The following is a 17,131-nucleotide window of genomic DNA, read 5'->3' as shown; positions in this document are numbered from 1 at the left end:
CCTGCGTCGGCCGAGTTGGCACCTGAGTGCCAACTCGCCCGACGCGCGTGACGTCTCGGCCGACGTACCTGACGTCTCGGCGATCAGGCGGTGCTCGGCTTCTCGTTGAAGCTGTGGTGCGGGTGGACGATGTCGAGGAGGTCGCTGACCACGTCGGGCCCGAGGGCACCCCAGTGGTTCTTGTAGCCGTAGACGCCGGCGAGGGTGCGTGACTCGTAGTCGCCGTTCATGACCTCGATGTCGTGCGGCGTGATCAGGCCGGGGTGAGCGACGCCGACGGCGGCGGAGACCTTGGTCAGCTCCCGGCGCAGGGTCCTGAGATAGCTGGCGCAGCGATCGCCCTTCTCCTGCGGGTCGAGACCGCCGGAGAGCCACTTGTTCTGGGTCGCGACGCCGGTCGGACAGGTGTCGTCGTGGCACTTCTGCGCCTGGATGCAGCCCACCGACATCATCGCCTCGCGACCGACGTTGAGCATGTCGGCACCGAGCGCGAAGGCGACGGCGGCGTTCTCCGGCAGGCCGAGCTTGGCCGACCCGATGAAGGTGACCGAGTCGGTGAGACCGAGCTCGGCGAACGTGCCGTAGACCCGCGAGAAGCCGATCCGATAGGGCATCGCGACGGCGTCGGAGAAGATCAGCGGTGCGGCACCGGTGCCGCCCTCGCTGCCGTCGACGGTGATGAAGTCGACGCCCCGCTCCCCCGAGAGCATCTGGCCGGCGAGCTCCTGCCAGAACTCCATCTCACCGACAGCTGACTTGATGCCGACCGGCAGCCCGGTCTCGGCAGCGATCATCTCGACGAAGTCGAGCATCGAGTCGACGTCGGTGAAGGCAGAGTGCCGAGACGGTGACGCGCAGTCCTTGCCGACCTCGATGCCGCGGATCTCGGCGATCTCCGGGGTCACCTTGGCTGCCGGCAGCAGTCCGCCGAGGCCCGGCTTCGCGCCCTGTGACAGCTTGATCTCGATCGCCTTGACCGGTGCCGCGGCGACCTTCTCCTTCAACCGTTCGATCGAGAAGGTCCCGTCCGGGTTCCGACAGCCGAAGTAGGCGGTGCCGATCTGCCACACCAGATCTGCCCCACCCTCGAGGTGGTAGGACGAGATGCCGCCCTCGCCGGTGTTGTGCATCGCTCCCGCACGATGGGCGCCCATGTTGAGCGCCTTGATCGCGGGACCCGACAGCGACCCGAACGACATCGCCGAGATGTTGACGACCGATTCCGGCCGGAACGCCTTCGCGCGCCCGAGCGGACCCCCGAGCACCTTCGCCGAGGGCAGCTTCGCGGCCAGGTCGTGGTCGTCGGGAAGGCTGTCGGCGAACGTACGGTGCTTGATGTGGATGTGGCCCTGCGTGTGCTCGATGTCGTTGTCGGTGCCGAAACCGAAGTAGTTGTTCTGCCCCTTGGCCGAGGCGTACACCCAACGCCGCTGGTCGCGGCTGAAGGGCCGCTCCTCGTCGTTGCCGGTGACGATGTACTGCCGCAGCTCCGGCCCGATCTTCTCCATCAGGTAGCGCGCGTGCCCGATCACCGGGAAGTTCCGCAGGATCGCGTGCTTGCGCTGGGTCAGGTCGCGCGCGGCAACCACACCGGCAGCCACCGCTGCTCCTCCGAGGAGAGTCGTCATCTTCATGTACGTCTTCCTACCGGGCGGTCACCCACTTGTAAACGTCGCGACGGGGTGTCGCCGGCCGGGCTCAGGCGAGCTCGGGGATGACCTGCGACTCGAAGAGCTCGAGCGAGGAGCGGTCATAGGCGGCATCGGGGAAGTAGCCGATGGCGTACGTCATCCCGAGCTGCTCCATCGCCCGGAGCCGCTCGACGACCTGCTCGGGCGAGCCTGCGAGCCCGCCGGGACCACTGGCGTTCGCGACGATCTCGGCGGTCTTCTCCTCGCCGAGGTGAGGCAGCAGCCGCGCCTTCCAGGCGGCGAGCTTGTCGGCGACCTCGGCCTCGGTCTCGCCCAGCACCACGTTGTAGTTGGAGGAGCGGGTGATCTCGGAGAAGTCACGCCCGAGGCTCTCGCAGTGCGCCGCGAGGATGTCCGACTTCGCCTTGAACGTCTCCGGGTCGCCGAGGAAGTTGGTGTAGTCGGCGTACTGCGCTGCGATCTTCAAGGTGACCTTCTCGCCACCGCCGGCGATCCACAGCGGGATCCCGGAGCGCCCCTGCTGAAGAGGGAGCGGCTGGCAGATGGCGCCGTCGACCTGGTAGTACTTCCCGTCCAGCGACGAGACGCCCTTCGTCCAGGCCTGCTGGAAGATCTGGACACCCTCGCGGAGCATCCCGAGCCGGTCACGGGCCTCGGGGAAGCCGTAGCCGTAGGCACGCCACTCGTGCTCGTACCACCCCGCACCGATGCCCATCTCGATCCGGCCGCCGCTGATGTGGTCGGTCGTCGCGGCGACCTTCGCCAGGTAGGCCGGGTTGCGGTAGGACATGCACGAGCACATCTGCCCGAGCCGCACCCGCGACGTCACCGCGCCCAGACCGGCCATCAGCGACCACGCCTCGTGGGTCGCCTGGTCGGAGGGCTTCGGAGTCGTGTGAAAGTGGTCGTAGACCCAGATGCTCTCCCAGCCCGAGCCGGAGTCTGCGTACGTCGCCAGGTCCTTCATCGTCGTCCACTGGTCCGCCGGGTCGATCCCGACGAGGTCGAAGCGCCATCCCTGCGGGACGAAGAAACCGAACTTCATGTCTACTCCTTGATGAGTCCAACCTGAGTTGCCACGGACAACTTAACCCTCGGCGCCAGCCGATACCCTCCTGATTTATGAGTGCACTGGCAGGACTCGTGGACAAGGGCCTGATGGCAGCCGACTGGGCCGAGGCGCTGGCGCCGGCCGAGCCGCAGATCGAGCAGATGGGCCGCTTCCTGCGCGACGAGCTGGCGGCCAGGCGTCCCTATCTTCCCGACGGCGACCGGATCTTCAACGCCTTCCGGCGACCGCTGCGGGACGTACGCGTCCTGATCGTCGGCCAGGACCCCTACCCGACCATCGGGCACCCCATCGGACTCAGCTTCGCGGTCGAGAAGGACGTACGTCCGCTGCCGGCGTCGCTGCGCAACATCTACGCCGAGCTGGCCACCGACCTCGACCTGAAGATGCCCGAGCACGGCGACCTGTCGGCCTGGGCCGACCGCGGCGTGATGCTGCTCAACACCTCGCTGACCGTGCGCCCCGGTGCTCCCGCCTCCCACTCCAAGAAGGGCTGGGAAGAGGTCACCGGGCGGGCGATCGACGTGCTCGGCAACCGCGGCGGGCCGCTGGTCGCGATCCTGTGGGGCAGGCACGCGCAGAACTTCGAGCCGCGCCTCGACAAGGTGCCGGCGATCAAGTCTGTCCACCCCTCGCCGCTCTCCGCGCGTCGTGGCTTCTTCGGGTCCCGGCCGTTCTCGCGCGCCAACGCCCTCCTGGTCGAGCAGGGCGGCTCGCCGATCGACTGGTCCCTGCCTGACTAACTAGGATCGGACCATCGGCGGCGAACGGGGGGCACGTGGGCGAGAACTCGACCGGACCGACGCTGTCGGTGCCACGCCGACTCAAGATCACCGGCACCATCGTCGTCGTCCTGCTGGCAGTCTGGGCCGGCGTGCTCGGCGCCCGGACCCTGCTGGACCGGACAGCTCCCCCGGAGTTCCCCGCGAGCGACGTACGCGACTGGGCGACCTTCGCCGACCACGTCGTCCTGGGCACCGCCGGCCCTGCCGACACGGACCGGCTCGAGGTGACCACCGTCCTGTGGAGCCGGCAGGGAGCCCACCCGATCGGCCGGCGGATCTCGATCGAGGCCGACCTGACCGAGGACGAGGCGTACGCGGTGCCGGTGGCCTGGTTCGAGGACGGCAGCACCGACGGGCGCTGGGTGGCGCTGACGGCTGATGCCGTGCTGCGCCTCGACGCCGGGCGAATCACGGGGGGTGGCGCCACCTGGGCGGCCGACCACGCCGGGGAGTCGCCCCGGGTCCTCGCCACCGAGCTCTACGAGACCGGACCCCACCCAGCCGCCGTCCCCTACCTCTACGAGAGTCTCGAACAACGGCTCGCCGCTGTGGAGCGGTAGGTAGGATTTCAGACGTGAGCCAGGACTCCCCCCCTCGCCCCCAACGCGCGAACTGGCTTCGGGCCGGAATCTGGGCGCTAGGCTTCGTCGCCCTGCTGTGGGTGCTCGAGGCCACCGACTACATCAGCGGACACCAGCTCGACACGCTCGGCATCGTGCCGCGCACCGACGCCGGACTGCTCGGCATCGTGTTCGCCCCGGTGCTCCACTTCGGCTGGGCCCACCTCTACGGCAACACCTTGCCCGCGCTCATCCTCGGCTTCCTGGTCCTAGCTTCCGGTGTCGGGCGCGGGATCGTGGCGACCCTCATCATCTGGGTCGTCGGGGGTGTCGGCGTCTGGCTGATGTCGCCACCGGACAGCATCACCGCCGGGACCTCGATGCTGATCTTCGGCTGGCTGGTCTACGTGATCGTCCGTGGGCTGTTCAGCCACAGTCTCGTGCAGATCATCATCGGCGTGCTCGCCTTCCTCGCCTACGGCGGACTGCTCCTCGGCGTACTCCCCGGGCAGGCCGGGGTCTCCTGGCAGGGTCACCTCTTCGGGGCGATCGGCGGCGGGCTGGCCGCCTGGCTGCTCAACGACCCGCCCAAGAAGCAGGACGGCAAGGCCAAGAAGTAGGCCGGCTGAGCCGGCAGCGGTGCAGGAGGCGCAGAATAGGCGCCATGCAGATCCTCTCCATCCAGTCGCACGTCGCCTTCGGCTACGTCGGTAACTCGGCCGCCGTCTTCCCGATCCAGCGCCTCGGGCACGAGGTCTGGCCGGTGCTCACCGTCAACTTCTCCAACCACACCGGCTACGGCGCCTGGCGTGGGCCGGTCGTTGCGGCCGACGAGGTCGCCGGGGTCATCGAGGGGATCTCCGAGCGCGACGGTCTCTCCACCGTCTCCGCCGTGCTGTCCGGCTACCAGGGAGACCCGGCGGTCGGCGCGATCGTCCTCGATTCCGTACGCCGCGTGAAGGCGCTCAACCCGCGAGCCCTCTACTGCTGCGACCCGGTGATGGGTGACGTCGGTCGCGGGATGTTCGTGCGCGAGGGCATCCCGGAGTTCATGCGTGACGAGGTCGTCCCGGCGGCTGATGTGATCACGCCCAACCACTTCGAGCTCAACTTCCTCGCCGGCGTCGAGTCGACCGACACTGTGGAGGAGGTGCTCGCCGCGGTCGACGTGGTCCGCTCTTCCGGGCCGTCGAACGTGCTCGTGACCTCGGTGATCACCGAGTCCGACCCCACCCACCTCGACCTGATCGCGGTCTCCGACGAGGGCGCCTGGTCGGTCACGACTCCCCTGCTCCCGATCTCCCCCAACGGCGGCGGCGACGTCACCGCGGCGGTCTACCTCTCCCACCTGCTCTCGACCGGCTCGACCCCCACCGCCCTCGGCCGCACCGCGAACACCCTCTTCGCCATCCTCGACCGCACCCTCAAGTCCGGCCGCCGCGAGCTCGAGCTCATCGCCTCCCAGGACGACATCGCCAACCCGCCGACGACGTACGAGGTCACTCAGCTCCGCTGAGTCGAGAAGTGGAGCCGGTGACAGGAGTCGAACCCGCGACATTTCGCTTACAAGGCGAACGCTCTACCAACTGAGCTACACCGGCATGCCGTGCGTCTCCGCGACGGCGGGACAATCGTAGCCAGTCACAGCCCCGAGTGCGCATCCGGCGTGTCGTCAGACCCTCGACTCGCCCAGAAGCAACCCCTCGGGAACACCCGCATGGCGAGCGTCTGAGAGGGTTTCCCTTCATCTGAGCGACTTGGTAGATGAAGGGAAGACGGATGACGGACATCTTGGGCGCCATCAACGGTGTCATCTGGAGCAACTGGCTGGTGTATCTGTGTCTCGCCGCGGGGGTGTTCTTCTCCGTGCGGTCACGGCTCCTCCAGGTGCGGCACTTCCCGGAGATGATCCGGCTCCTCGTACGCGGGGAGAAGTCGGCCTCCGGGGTCTCCTCGTTCCAGGCGCTCGCGATGTCGCTGGCCGGACGCGTGGGGACGGGCAACATCGCCGGTGTCGCCACCGCGATCGCGTTCGGTGGCCCCGGCGCGATGTTCTGGATGTGGGCGGTCGCGTTCCTCGGCGCCTCGACCTCGTTCGTGGAGAGCACGCTGGGCCAGATCTACAAGACCCGCGACCCGTTGACCGGTGAGTATCGCGGCGGCCCCGCCTACTACTTCAGCCGCGCGTTCGCGCACACGCGGTTCAGCCGCGCCTTCACGATCTACGGGTTCGTCTTCGCGGCCGTGACCGTGCTGGCCTGCGGCGTGCTCCTCCCCGGCGTCCAGGCGAACTCGATGACCTCGGCGATGACCAACGCCTGGGGTCTCCCGACCTGGGGTGTCGCGATCGCCACCGTCATCGTCTTCGCGTTCGTCGTGGTCGGCGGGGTCAAGCGGATCGCCTCGTTCGCGACGCTGGTGGTGCCGTTCATGGCGGTGGCGTACGTCGCTGCAGCCCTGGTCGTCGTGGTCATCAACGCCGACCAGATCCCGACGGTCCTCAGCGACGTCTTCTCGAGCGCCTTCGGTCTCCACTCCGCGTTCGGTGCGGTCGTCGGCCTCGCGGTGATGTGGGGCGTCAAGCGCGGCATCTACTCCAACGAGGCCGGCCAGGGCACCGGACCGCACGCGGCGGCAGCGGCGGAGGTGTCGCACCCCGCGAAGCAGGGCCTCGTGCAGGCGTTCGCGGTCTACGTCGACACCCTCTTCGTCTGCTCCGCGACCGGATTCCTCATGCTCTCGACCGGTGCCTACCGGGTCTTCGAGGGCGGCAGCGAGAGCGGTGACGTGATCGCGGACGGTGGCGTGCTCGCCCCCGGGACCGAGGTCGGCGCGGCGTACACGCAGGCGGGCTTCGACACCGTGTTCCCCGGGGTCGGCGCCTCGTTCATCGCGGTCTCGCTGGCGTTCTTCTGCTTCACCACGATGGTGGCCTACTACTACATGGCCGAGACCAACCTGCGATTCCTGGTCGGCCGCTTCTCGACCGTGCCGCTCGGCGGACAGCGTGGCCCCTCGCTCGGCCGGGTAGCCACGCTGGTGCTGCAGGCTGTCATCCTGGCCGCGTCCGCGTACGGCTGCGTGTCGACGGCCAGCGATGCCTGGACCCTCGGCGACATCGGCGTCGGCCTGATGGCGTGGCTCAACATCCTCGGCATCCTGGTCCTGCAGCAGCCCGCCTTCGCGGCGCTCCGGGACTACGAGCGGCAGAAGAAGCAGGGACTCGACCCGGTCTTCGACCCGCTGGCGCTCCGCATCACCGGGGCCACCTACTGGGAGACCTACGAGCGGGACTCCGAGCGGGTCTAGGAGGCTGCTGAGCAATGGCGCCGTCGCGAGCGTCGCGAGGCGAGTGCGCCGGCAAGGCGCCGTCGCGAAGGCAGGCTGGGCGCCTGTAGAGCGGCGGCAACGCCGCCGGCGTGCCGCATCGCGGCGCGTAGCAGGCGGGACTGTTCAGCAGTCTCCCAGGCGTCACTCGCTCTCGGCGGGGCGTTCCAGGGGTGCGTACTCGTGGGCGGTGAGTGCCCCGTTGGTCTCCAGCTCGACCGACTGGAGACCGACGGGCTGCCCGTCGGCGTAGGTGATCAGGGTGACCTCGGCGGTGCGACGGATCTTCCCCATCGCGAAGGCGTACGCAGCGCCACCCGTGGTGCCGTTGGTGTAGGTCCAGCCGGTCTCGCCGTCCTCGCCGGTCACCTCGGTCGGCCCGTGGTGCACGTGGCGGTGGCCGCCGACAACGAGAGTCGCACAGCCCCGGCGCAGGGTCTCTCGCCCCAGCGCCGGGTCGTGGACGAGCAGGGTCGCGACCGGCTGGCCCTCCTCCTTCGAGGCACAGGCGATGTCGGCCAGCTTCGCGCCGGCCTCCTCGAGGCTGACGCCCTTCTCGTCGATCCAGTTGCCGAGGCCGCTGGTGCGCGGGTCGGGCGCACCGAGGAGCGTCGAGCCTCCGGGACCGTCGACGACCTCGCCCTCGAGCATGGTCCAGCCCTTGTCGGACAGGTAGTCGCCGACCGTCGGGCCGTGGTCGTGGTTGCCGGTGACGGCCCACTTGTCCAGGCCGTCGCTCGCGTCGGTCAGCGAGTCGAGGGAGAAGGTCTCCCAGTCCGACCCGGTCGAGGTGTCGTCGCCGGCGTCGAGGATCCCCGTCGCGCCGCCCTCGTCGGCGATCGCGCGCATCACCGCGTCCATGCCGACGTTGTCGTGCCGGTCGGAGACCAGGGCGACGACGGTCTCGTCCTCGGCCGGCTCCCGCAGCGCCACGTCCGGCACCTTCGCGACCACCTTCTCGTAGAAGGTCCGGCTGGAGTTGTAGGTGTCGACGGCGCTGGCCACCAGCCGACGGGTCTGGTTGGCGTAGGCGTCGCCACGCACCTCCACCGCGGCCAGCTCGTCGGGCACCGGGATCTCCGGGCCGAGGAAGTCGGCCAGCGGGGTCCAGTCACCGGAGACCGGGCCGGCCTCCTTGTCCGCAGCGGGTGCCACGGACTCGCCCCAGGGCTGCCAGACCGCGACCGCGAGCAGCGACACGGTCACCACCCCGACACCGGCGGTGGCGAGTCCGCGTCTCGTCCGGGTTGCTCCGGCCATCCGTCTGCGCAGGTCGACGCGGCGCGAGGTCCCGGGCAGCCACCAGAGCAGGACGACGCCGGCGACGACCGTCAACGAGATCGCGCCGCCCCGGAGCACCGCAGCCACGAGCATCGACTCCACCTGCTCCACCACGACAGCCCGCTGCCCGTCGGGCGCCGAGCCGAGCACGGCGTAGCGCTCGAAGAGCTCGTCCATCGATCTCAGCTCGGTCTTGCCGAGGGTGACGTCGACGCCGACCGGGCCGCCGACGTCCAGACGTACGTCGGGCAGCACCGGTCCGGTGTGGATGATCGCCTTGCCCGACAGCGTCGGGCTCAGGACCGAGTCGTGACCGGCCAGGACGACCTGGCGCTCGCTGGACAGGAAGAGCCACGTGCTCACCAGCGCGGCGAGCACCAGCCACAACGCTCCTAGCCCCGCCCAGACGGCGAGGCCACGGAGCAGAGTGCGGCGAGAGATCAGCGACGCGCCTCCGCGACGGCGTAGAGCACCACCGACGCGGCGACGCCGGCGTTGAGGGACTCGACAGAGTTGGCCATCGGGATCGACACTATCTGGTCGCAGGTCTCCTGGACCAGGCGGGAGAGCCCGCCGCCCTCGGCACCGACGACGATCACCAGCGGGCCGTCGGCGAGACCGTCGGGGGCGCCCAGCTCGGGCAGCGTGATGTCGCCTTCCATGTCGAGCCCGACGACCATGCAGCCGGCCTCCTGGTAGGCCTTGAGCTGACGGGTCAGGTTGACGGTCTGCGCGACCGGGATCCGGGACGCGGCGCCGGCGCTCGTCTTCCACGCGGCGGCGGTGATCCCGGCGGCTCGCCGCTCGGGGATCACGACGCCGTGGGCGCCGAAGCCCGCGGCCGAACGCACGATGGCGCCCAGGTTGCGCGGGTCGGTGATCTGGTCGAGCACCACGATCAGCGGCTTCTCCCCGATCTCGGCAGCGCGGTCGAGCAGGTCGTCGGCATGGGCGTACTCGTAGGCGGGGATCCGCGCGGCCAGCCCCTGGTGGCCGTTGAACCCGGTCATCCGGTCGAGCTCGACCTTGGTCACCTCGAGCAGCGAGATGCCCTTCTCCGAGGCGAGCAGGAACGCCTCGCGCAGCCGCCCGTCACGCTCGGCGCCCTCGGCGACGTAGAGCCCGTTGACCGGTACGTCCTCGCGCAGCGCCTCGACCACGGAGTTGCGTCCGATGATCCACTCGGCATCGCCGGCGGCCCGCTTGCGCGGACCCTTGTTGCGCTGCTCGGCGGCCTGAGCCGCCTTGTGGGCCTTGTGGTAGGGCCGGTCCTTCGCCTTCGGCGTCGGGCCCTTGCCCTCCAGGCCCTTGCGCCGGTTGCCGCCGGTGCCGGCCTGGGCACCCTTCTTGCGTCCCTTCGCGATCGCTCCGCGACGCTGGGAGTTGCCTGCCATCAGTTAACGCTCCATTTCGGACCCTCAGGGGTGTCCTCGATCTCGATCCCGGCTTCCTTGAGCCGGTCTCGCAGTGCATCTGCGCGGGCCCAGTCCTTGGCGGCGCGCGCCTGTGCGCGCTCGTCCAGGACCCCGCGGACCAGTACGTCCAGCGCACCGGTCAGCTTCTCGTCCTCGCCGCTCGCCGGACCCCACGCGGGGTCGGCGGGGTCCAGACCGAGTACGTCCAACATCGCCCGCACGCTCGCAGCGACCCCACGCAGGGCGGGGCTGTCACCGTCGGGGAGGAGCCGGTTTCCCTCGCGGACGACCTCGTGCAGGGCAGCGACAGCGGCGGGAGTGCCGAGGTCGTCGTCCATGGCGTTGACGAAGTCGGCGCACGGGACACCGTCGGCCGCGCTGGCCGCCATCGCGTCGGCGCCGATCACGGACTCCGCGCGCTCCAGGAAGCCTTCGATCCGCTGGAACCCGGCGGCCGCCTCTTGGAGGGCCTCGAAGGAGAACTCGACGTGGGAGCGGTAGTGGGCCGCGACCAGGTAGTAGCGCAGCTCGATGCCGCGTACCTTCTTCAGGACTTCGGGGATGACGAGCGAGTTGCCCAGCGACTTCGACATCTTCTCGCCCGAGGTGGTGATCCAGGCGTTGTGGAGCCAGTAGCTCGCGAAGGGCCGGCCGGCAGCACGCGACTGCGCCTGCTCGTTCTCGTGGTGCGGGAAGCGCAGGTCGAGGCCACCGCCGTGGAAGTCGAAGGCGGGGCCGAGATACTTCCCGGCCATCGCGGAGCACTCGATGTGCCAGCCGGGGCGGCCGCGTCCCCACGGGGCGGGCCAGGAGGCCGTCTCCGGCTCGGTGACCTTGCGGCCCTTCCAGAGCGCGAAGTCGCGCGGGTCGCGCTTGCCGCGCGGATCGGCGTCGGCCGCGGCCTCCATGTCGTCGATCCTCTGCCCGGAGAGCTCGCCGTAGGCGGGCCAGGTGCGCACGTCGAAGTAGACGTCACCGGAGCCGTCCTCGGCGGCGTACGCATGGCCCTTCGCGATCAGCTCCTCGATGAGCTCGATGATCTCCGGGACATGACCGGTGGCCAGGGGTTCGTAGGTCGGCCGGGCGACGTTGAGCGAGGCGTAGGCGGCGTCGAGCTCGCGGTTCATCTCGTAGCCGAGGTTGTACCAGGGCCGGCCCTGCTCGGCCGACTTCGCCAGGATCTTGTCGTCGATGTCGGTGACATTGCGGATGAACGTGGTCTCATACCCCGACGCCCGGAGCCAGCGCTGCAGCACGTCGAAGTTCACCCCGCTCCGTACGTGCCCGACATGCGGCTCGCTCTGCACGGTCAGGCCACAGACATAGAGCGACGCCTTGCCGGGCTGCAAGGGCGTGAAGTCACGTACTTCACGGGTCGCCGAGTCATAGAGCCTGAGTGCCATGCTCCAAGTCTAGGGAAGTACGGGTCTTCCCTACCCATCGCGACGCACGATGAGCGCTGACGCGATCGCGGCTACACCCTCACCGCGTCCGGTGAGGCCGAGACCGTCGGTGGTCGTGGCGGTCACCGTGACAGGCGCACCGGCTGCCGCGGAGAGCGCCCGGTTGGCCTCGTCGCGCCGGGGACCGATCTTGGGCCGGTTGCCGATCACCTGGACCGCGACGTTGCCGATCTCGAAGCCTGCCTCGCGGACCCTTCGCGCTGCCTCGGCCAGCAGCACCACCCCGGCCGCTCCGGCCCACTCGGGCTCGGCGGTGCCGAAGTTCGACCCCAGGTCGCCCAGACCGGCCGCGGAGAAGAGCGCGTCGCAGCAGGCGTGGGCGGCGACGTCGCCGTCGGAGTGCCCGGCGAGCCCCCGCGTCTCGTCGGGGAAGGCCAGGCCGGCCACGTGCATCGGGACACCGTCGGCGAGGCTGTGGACGTCGGTCCCGATGCCGACCAGAGGAAGCTGCACGCTCCGTAGTCTCCCAGACCGAGCTCAGGTCATCTTCCGGTGGCCGACGTGGACGATGCCGTCGAGGATCAGGACCTCGTAGGCGGGGATGGTGACGTGCGGGTCGTCCAGGCACTGTCCGGTACGCAGGTCGAACCCGTGTCGGTGGACGGGCGAGGCCACGAACGGCACCCCGTCGCGGACTCCGACGATGCCCTTGGCGATCACCGATGCCTTCGCGAACGGATCGTGGTTGCCCAGCGCGTGGACGACGTCGTCGGGCATCCGGAAGATGGCGATGGCCTGCCCGTGGACCAGCGCCGTGGCGCCGCGTTTCACCTCGAGCTCGTCGACCTGGCAGACCGGCTGCCAGTCGCTGTGGTCGTACCGCTGTATCCGCTCGCTCATGCCGTCGCCGCCCCGAGCCGCTTCGTCGACATACGTCGGTCCTCCCTTCGGTGGGTCCGAACCTAGGGCGCGTGGTGGCCGCCTCCTGTTTCGGTTTGTAACGGGTGCGTAAACACCAGCGCCCCGCCCATCGGTCCAGCCCACCAGTCCAGCCCATCGGCCGTCGCCGACGCGGAACGGATAATCTCCAGGGGTGCCTGCCGCTCTCGTTCTCCTGGCCGCCGGATCCGGCACCCGCGTCGGAGCCACCACCAACAAGGTGCTGCTCCCGCTCGACGGTTCCGAGGACCCGGCCTCCTCGGCCCTCGGCCTCTCGCTCCGGACCGCCCTCGAGGTGCCCGACGTGCACCGCCTCGTCCTGGTCGTACGCAGCGGCGACGAGGACGCGGTCGCGGCCGTCGCGCAGCCCCTGCTCGGCGAGCGCGAGATCGCGATGGTCGCCGGCGGCGAGACCCGCCACGCCTCCGAGCAGGCCGCCCTCGGTGTGCTCCGGGCCGACATCGAGGCCGGCGAGGTCGATGTGGTGGCGATCCACGACACCGCCCGGCCGCTGGCCACCACCGACCTCTACACCACTGTCGTCGGCGTCGCTCGTGAGCACGGCGGGGCCATCCCCGCCGCCCCGCTCACCCACCTCGCGACGCGCGACCTCCAGCCGGTGGGTGGTGCTCTCGTCGGCGTACAGACGCCGCAGGCCTTCCGGGCCGCCGACCTCCTGGCCGCCTATGCGCAGGCCGCAGCCGACGGCTTCGACGGCACCGACACCGGCGCCACCGTGGAGCGCTACTCCCCTGGCGTACGCATCGTCGCGGTGCCCAGCACCCAGCTGAACCTCAAGGTGACCTTCGCCGACGATCTCCGCGCGGCCGCTGCACTCAGCTGACCGACAAGCCCTCCAACAACCGTACGTCCTCCTCCGAAGTCACCCGGCGACCGATCGGCGGTGCCTCGATCGAGACCACCGGGAACCGGCGCGCCAACGTGGCCGCGATCTCGGCGAAGTCGCCGGTCGGCCAGCCGTCCAGCGAGGCGACGACGGCCCGGGGAAGCACGATCGGCGAGGTGACCGAGACCAGCGCGTCTCGGTCCACGGTCTCGCCGAGCACCGGCACGCCGTCCTCGATGGCGAGCTTCTTCACCGTGTCGGTGACCGGGCGTACGCCGATCACGACCGCTTCGCGCGTGACTGCGGTCGAGACGCAGTGGGCGATGAAGGCCGGCGGGGTCATCGGGCACAGGGAGTCGTGCAGCACCAACGGCTCCTCGGCCTCGACGATCCCTTCCCAGGAAGCGGTGAAGTCGACGGGGGTCACTCCGGACTCCCCGAGCGACCAGGTGGCCGCAGCGACCAGCGCCTCGCCCTGGATCAGCGCGAACGGCAGCGATCCGCGGTCCTCTTCGGCGACCGTCCCGAGAGCGGGCGGACGCTCGGCGGTCTCGTCGAGCTCGTCGTAGTCGGCGTAGGGATCGTCCATGGGAGTCACGCTAGCCGCACCACGAAAACGCGAAACAGGCCCCGGGATCACCCGGAGCCTGTCGCGCAGACCGAGACCAGCGTCAGCTGGCCAGCACCTCATCGAGGAGGACTTCAGCCTTGTCTTCGTTGGTGTGCTCGCACAGCGCGAGCTCCGAGACGAGGATCTGGCGTGCTTTGGCGAGCATGCGCTTCTCCCCGGCGGAGAGGCCACGGTCACGCTCACGACGCCACAGGTCACGCACGACCTCGGCGACCTTCATGACATCGCCGCTGTGCAGCTTCTCCAGGTTTGCCTTGTAACGACGCGACCAGTTGGTCGGCTCTTCGACGTGCTCCGCACGAAGCACCTCGAAGACCCGATCAAGCCCGTCCTTGTCTACGACGTCTCGAACTCCGACGAGCTCGAGGTTGTTGGCCGGAACACGCACGACCAGGTCCTGCTGAGCGATGATGCGGAGGACCAGATACTGCCGCTCCTCGCCCTTGATGGTGCGCATCTCGATGTCTTCGATGACGGCCGCGCCATGGTTCGGGTATACGACGGTCTCGCCGACGGTGAAAGTCATATTTTTAGGTACCCCTTCCTAGGAACCCAAGTCTACCACGGATCTTAGAATTCGGATTCTGTGTTTATGCAGGTCAGGGCATTAATCAGGGGTTGACAGATGGACAACTTGTGTGGTTCCGCGCGCGCAGGTCGGTTAAGCGTGGCAGCATGACTGATTTCGAAACCGGGCCGAAATCTCACCGTCGCCAGCCTGTTGTCCTGCGCGGCTTGGCCGAGTGCCCGATACTGCCGCCATGGCGAATGCATCGCAGAGCGCCCCCAAGACCATCTTCACCGTGTCGTCGCACGCCCAGGACCAGGACCCCGAACGGACGCAGGCCAGCGCGTCCGCCGTTCCTGATGCCCCGGCGGGCCGAGAGAGCGTCATGGACAAGATCGGCAACTGGGCCCCGTTCCTCCTCATCCGTTCCGCCCACCCCCGCCAGGCGGTGCTGACCGCCATCGGCCTCGCCGGAGCCGCCGTCATCGCCGGACTCACGACCCGCGAGGTCGCGCTGATCGCGGTCACCGTCCTCGTCGGCCAGGCCGTCCTCGGCTGGCACAACGACCTCGTCGACCAGGCCGTCGACCATCGTCACGAGCGCGACGGCAAGCCGATCTCGGACGGCCGCCTCGAGCCGGGCGGCGTCTGGTTCGCGCTGTGTTGCGGCGTACTGCTGGTCATCCCGCTCTCGGTCACCTCGGGCACGGTCGCGGGGCTGTTCTACCTCGGCTCGCTGGTGCTCGGGATGCTCGCCAACGTACTGCTGCGCAGGGGCCTGCTGTCCTGGTTCCTGTGGGCAGCCGCCTTCGCCTGCTACCCCGGATATCTGTCGTACGCGGGTTGGGCCGGCGAGCCCGCCGGCGGGCCGCCCCACTGGGCGATGGTCGCGCTCGCCGCGGCGCTGGGGGTCGGCGTGCACTTCCTGACCGCGCTGTGGGGCCTGGTCGCCGACAACGAGGACGGTTGGACGTACCTTCCCCTCAAGGCCGGCCTCAAGCTGGGCGCCGGGAAGCTCCTCCTCGTCACGCTGGTCTACATCGCCGCTGTGATCGGCGGGATGCTGTACGTCGCGAGCGTCGTCGGGCTGCGTGGTTGACCCTTTTCGGATCCTGGCCCCATTTAGTCCGGCGAGATCGGGCGGATAGAGTGTCGCGCGTGACGACCAAGGTTATGCAGAAGCGGCTCGCAGTGACGGGCGCCCTCGTGGCTCTCGCCCTTCCGGCGCTCACCGCCTGCAGCAGCTTCGACTATGCGACCGACCGGCCCAACGAGATCACCCACGGCGGCTCGACGCTCGACGGCGCCGTCCGGATCAACGCAGCCCGTATCGTGACCGCGCAGGAGGGCTCCGGCGTCCTGGTCGGCACCTTCTCGCTCGACCCCGCGATCAACCCGGCGGTCGCCGGCAAGGCGCTGCCGTCGGTCACCTCGATCGCGACGGCGAGCGACGCCACCGAGACGGTCACGCCCGAGTCGTTCACGCCGATCGAGCTGCCCACCAGCGGCATCGTCAACCTGGCCGACCCGGCCACCGGCGGTATCGCGGTCACCGGCGACTTCAAGCCGGGCGACAGCATCCCGATGACCTTCACCTTCTCCGAGGGCGAGGAGAGGACCATCTCGGTCCCGGTGGTCACCCAGTGCGGTCCGTACGCCGAGGTCGTCGCCGCCGCCGGCGAGGCCGAGAAGCCCGCTAAGAAGGGCAAGAACGCCGAGGCTCAGGCGTCCGAGGGCACCGACGAGGCCTCGACCCTGCCGGCTGACGCCTCCACCGAAGGGGAGCACGCCACCGAGGGCGAGCACGCCACCGAGACGGAGTCCGAGCACGGCACCGAGTCCGACGCGCACGGCGAGTCCACGGGCACCACCGCCGAGGACCCCTACTCCTGTGAGTTCCCCCCGGCCGCCCTCCCCGGCGCCGAGGAAGCCCACTGATGACCTACAAGCTCGTCCTGCTGCGCCACGGCCAGAGCGAGTGGAACGCGCTCAACCTGTCCACCGGCTGGGTCGACGTCGACCTCACCGACATGGGCCGGGCCGAGGCCGTCAACGGCGGCAGGCTTCTCAGCGAGGCCGGGATCCTTCCCGACCTGGTCCACACGAGCCTGCTGCGTCGCGCGATCACCACCGCCAACATCGCTCTCGACACCGCCGATCGTCACTGGATCCCGGTGCGCCGCGACTGGCGTCTCAACGAGCGCCACTACGGCGCCCTCCAGGGCAAGAACAAGTCCGAGACGCTGAAGAAGTTCGGCGAGGAGCAGTTCCAGCTGTGGCGTCGTTCCTACGACGTCCCGCCGCCGCCGATCGAGGCGGACTCCGAGTTCTCCCAGGCCGGTGACGCGCGCTACGCCGGCATCGAGGTGCCCACCACCGAGTGCCTCAAGGACGTCGTGGCCCGGATGCTCCCCTACTGGGACTCCGCCATCGTGCCCGACCTGAAGACCGGCAAGACGGTCCTGGTCACCGCCCACGGCAACAGCCTGCGCGCGCTGGTCAAGCACCTGGACAACATCTCCGAGGCCGAGATCGCCAAGCTCAACATCCCCACGGGCCAGCCGCTGGTCTACGAGCTCGACGAGTCGCTGAAGCCGGTCGTCGCCGGTGGCACCTACCTCGACCCCGAGGCCGCGGCCGCCGCCGCTGAGGCAGTCGCCAACCAAGGCAAGCAGTAGTAACAAATCCGCCGAGTCGGCGCGTTATAACGCGCC

General features: G+C 69.4%; 18 protein-coding genes and 1 tRNA gene. 9 read left to right on the top strand and 10 right to left on the bottom strand.

The features are described 5' to 3' along the window. Positions 1-83: 83 nt before the first annotated feature. Together IEY84_RS25045 and IEY84_RS25040 are read right to left on the bottom strand one after the other, a co-directional pair. Positions 84-1,634, bottom strand: a complete 1,551-nt coding sequence (locus IEY84_RS25045) for an FMN-binding glutamate synthase family protein (RefSeq protein ID WP_183550178.1) — start codon at positions 1,632-1,634, stop codon at positions 84-86. A 64-nt stretch (positions 1,635-1,698) separates the two neighbouring features. Next, the gene (locus tag IEY84_RS25040; RefSeq protein ID WP_183550181.1) at positions 1,699-2,697 is read right to left on the bottom strand and encodes an LLM class F420-dependent oxidoreductase; all 999 of its coding nucleotides are present in this window, start codon (positions 2,695-2,697) and stop codon (positions 1,699-1,701) included. A gap of 77 nt (positions 2,698-2,774) precedes the next feature. Between IEY84_RS25040 and IEY84_RS25035 the strand changes: the two genes are divergently transcribed. The 4 genes from IEY84_RS25035 to pdxY are packed head-to-tail and all read left to right on the top strand — an operon-like array spanning position 2,775 to position 5,582. Beyond that, complete coding sequence (locus tag IEY84_RS25035; RefSeq protein WP_183550184.1) at positions 2,775-3,464, top strand: uracil-DNA glycosylase; 690 nt, start codon at positions 2,775-2,777, stop codon at positions 3,462-3,464. 35 nt (positions 3,465-3,499) lie between these two features. Continuing rightward, positions 3,500-4,066: a hypothetical protein gene (locus IEY84_RS25030; protein ID WP_183550187.1), complete on the top strand. Its 567-nt coding sequence runs from the start codon at positions 3,500-3,502 to the stop codon at positions 4,064-4,066. Positions 4,067-4,080: 14 nt separating this feature from the next. Then, complete coding sequence (locus IEY84_RS25025) at positions 4,081-4,686, top strand: rhomboid family intramembrane serine protease (RefSeq protein WP_183550202.1); 606 nt, start codon at positions 4,081-4,083, stop codon at positions 4,684-4,686. Positions 4,687-4,730: 44 nt separating this feature from the next. Next, the gene (gene pdxY, locus IEY84_RS25020; protein WP_183550205.1) at positions 4,731-5,582 is read left to right on the top strand and encodes a pyridoxal kinase PdxY; all 852 of its coding nucleotides are present in this window, start codon (positions 4,731-4,733) and stop codon (positions 5,580-5,582) included. A 9-nt stretch (positions 5,583-5,591) separates the two neighbouring features. On the opposite strand, the gene IEY84_RS25015 is transcribed toward pdxY, so the two are convergent. After that, positions 5,592-5,667, bottom strand: a tRNA-Thr gene (locus IEY84_RS25015). A 178-nt stretch (positions 5,668-5,845) separates the two neighbouring features. Here IEY84_RS25015 and IEY84_RS25010 point away from each other — a divergent pair. Beyond that, positions 5,846-7,375 (top strand): alanine/glycine:cation symporter family protein, encoded by a 1,530-nt coding sequence (locus IEY84_RS25010; RefSeq protein ID WP_183550208.1) that lies wholly within the window; start codon positions 5,846-5,848, stop codon positions 7,373-7,375. Between the two features lie 162 nt (positions 7,376-7,537). Here IEY84_RS25010 and IEY84_RS25005 read toward each other — a convergent pair whose 3' ends face one another. The 5 genes from IEY84_RS25005 to nirD all read right to left on the bottom strand — a co-directional run bounded on the left by IEY84_RS25005 (position 7,538) and on the right by nirD (position 12,392). Further along, complete coding sequence (locus tag IEY84_RS25005) at positions 7,538-9,052, bottom strand: metallophosphoesterase (protein ID WP_229788989.1); 1,515 nt, start codon at positions 9,050-9,052, stop codon at positions 7,538-7,540. Between the two features lie 62 nt (positions 9,053-9,114). Beyond that, positions 9,115-10,068, bottom strand: coding sequence for a 23S rRNA (guanosine(2251)-2'-O)-methyltransferase RlmB (rlmB, locus tag IEY84_RS25000; RefSeq protein WP_183550214.1), 954 nt, complete (start codon positions 10,066-10,068; stop codon positions 9,115-9,117). Further along, a complete protein-coding gene (cysS, locus tag IEY84_RS24995; RefSeq protein ID WP_183550217.1) occupies positions 10,068-11,492 on the bottom strand; it encodes a cysteine--tRNA ligase in 1,425 nt (474 codons plus the stop codon). The genes rlmB and cysS overlap by 1 nt, the downstream gene beginning before the upstream one ends. A gap of 30 nt (positions 11,493-11,522) precedes the next feature. Next, entirely contained in the window at positions 11,523-12,005 is a 483-nt protein-coding gene (gene ispF, locus IEY84_RS24990; protein ID WP_183550221.1) for a 2-C-methyl-D-erythritol 2,4-cyclodiphosphate synthase, read from the bottom strand. A 24-nt stretch (positions 12,006-12,029) separates the two neighbouring features. Next, on the bottom strand, positions 12,030-12,392 hold the full coding sequence (gene nirD, locus IEY84_RS24985; RefSeq protein ID WP_183550224.1) for a nitrite reductase small subunit NirD: 363 nt from the start codon (positions 12,390-12,392) through the stop codon (positions 12,030-12,032). 193 nt (positions 12,393-12,585) lie between these two features. Here nirD and IEY84_RS24980 point away from each other — a divergent pair, with 193 nt between their 5' ends. Next, the gene (locus IEY84_RS24980; protein WP_183550227.1) at positions 12,586-13,275 is read left to right on the top strand and encodes an IspD/TarI family cytidylyltransferase; all 690 of its coding nucleotides are present in this window, start codon (positions 12,586-12,588) and stop codon (positions 13,273-13,275) included. Here the strand turns inward: IEY84_RS24980 and IEY84_RS24975 are convergent. Both IEY84_RS24975 and IEY84_RS24970 read right to left on the bottom strand, forming a co-directional pair. Then, entirely contained in the window at positions 13,268-13,867 is a 600-nt protein-coding gene (locus tag IEY84_RS24975; protein ID WP_221209193.1) for a 2-C-methyl-D-erythritol 4-phosphate cytidylyltransferase, read from the bottom strand. The genes IEY84_RS24980 and IEY84_RS24975 overlap by 8 nt on opposite strands. Positions 13,868-13,949: 82 nt before the next feature. After that, positions 13,950-14,435, bottom strand: coding sequence for a CarD family transcriptional regulator (locus IEY84_RS24970; RefSeq protein ID WP_008360791.1), 486 nt, complete (start codon positions 14,433-14,435; stop codon positions 13,950-13,952). Between the two features lie 235 nt (positions 14,436-14,670). Here IEY84_RS24970 and IEY84_RS24965 point away from each other — a divergent pair, with 235 nt between their 5' ends. The 3 genes from IEY84_RS24965 to IEY84_RS24955 are packed head-to-tail and all read left to right on the top strand — an operon-like array spanning position 14,671 to position 17,095. Then, a complete protein-coding gene (locus IEY84_RS24965; protein WP_183550233.1) occupies positions 14,671-15,516 on the top strand; it encodes a UbiA family prenyltransferase in 846 nt (281 codons plus the stop codon). A gap of 59 nt (positions 15,517-15,575) precedes the next feature. Further along, positions 15,576-16,355: a copper chaperone PCu(A)C gene (locus IEY84_RS24960; protein ID WP_183550236.1), complete on the top strand. Its 780-nt coding sequence runs from the start codon at positions 15,576-15,578 to the stop codon at positions 16,353-16,355. Continuing rightward, complete coding sequence (locus IEY84_RS24955; RefSeq protein WP_183550239.1) at positions 16,355-17,095, top strand: phosphoglyceromutase; 741 nt, start codon at positions 16,355-16,357, stop codon at positions 17,093-17,095. The genes IEY84_RS24960 and IEY84_RS24955 overlap by 1 nt, the downstream gene beginning before the upstream one ends. Positions 17,096-17,131 lie beyond the last annotated feature (36 nt).

The sequence above is a fragment of the Nocardioides albus genome, from assembly GCF_014648255.1.
Classification (GTDB): domain Bacteria; phylum Actinomycetota; class Actinomycetes; order Propionibacteriales; family Nocardioidaceae; genus Nocardioides; species Nocardioides albus.
The sequence above is the reverse complement of the archived record's forward strand: the minus strand, read 5'-3'. Positions and strand labels throughout refer to the sequence as shown.

What these genes read in the sequence shown, in the direction of transcription:
- IEY84_RS24955 (WP_183550239.1), top strand. Translation starts at nt 16,355, where the DNA reads ATGACCTACAAGCTCGTCCTGCTGCGCCACGGCCAGAGCGAGTGGAAC.
- rlmB (WP_183550214.1), bottom strand. Translation starts at nt 10,068, where the DNA reads ATGGCAGGCAACTCCCAGCGTCGCGGAGCGATCGCGAAGGGACGCAAG.
- nirD (WP_183550224.1), bottom strand. Translation starts at nt 12,392, where the DNA reads ATGAGCGAGCGGATACAGCGGTACGACCACAGCGACTGGCAGCCGGTC.
- IEY84_RS25040 (WP_183550181.1), bottom strand. Translation starts at nt 2,697, where the DNA reads ATGAAGTTCGGTTTCTTCGTCCCGCAGGGATGGCGCTTCGACCTCGTC.
- IEY84_RS24975 (WP_221209193.1), bottom strand. Translation starts at nt 13,867, where the DNA reads ATGGACGATCCCTACGCCGACTACGACGAGCTCGACGAGACCGCCGAG.
- IEY84_RS25010 (WP_183550208.1), top strand. Translation starts at nt 5,846, where the DNA reads ATGACGGACATCTTGGGCGCCATCAACGGTGTCATCTGGAGCAACTGG.
- IEY84_RS25035 (WP_183550184.1), top strand. Translation starts at nt 2,775, where the DNA reads ATGAGTGCACTGGCAGGACTCGTGGACAAGGGCCTGATGGCAGCCGAC.
- pdxY (WP_183550205.1), top strand. Translation starts at nt 4,731, where the DNA reads ATGCAGATCCTCTCCATCCAGTCGCACGTCGCCTTCGGCTACGTCGGT.
- IEY84_RS24970 (WP_008360791.1), bottom strand. Translation starts at nt 14,435, where the DNA reads ATGACTTTCACCGTCGGCGAGACCGTCGTATACCCGAACCATGGCGCG.
- cysS (WP_183550217.1), bottom strand. Translation starts at nt 11,492, where the DNA reads ATGGCACTCAGGCTCTATGACTCGGCGACCCGTGAAGTACGTGACTTC.
- IEY84_RS25045 (WP_183550178.1), bottom strand. Translation starts at nt 1,634, where the DNA reads ATGAAGATGACGACTCTCCTCGGAGGAGCAGCGGTGGCTGCCGGTGTG.
- IEY84_RS24965 (WP_183550233.1), top strand. Translation starts at nt 14,671, where the DNA reads ATGGCGAATGCATCGCAGAGCGCCCCCAAGACCATCTTCACCGTGTCG.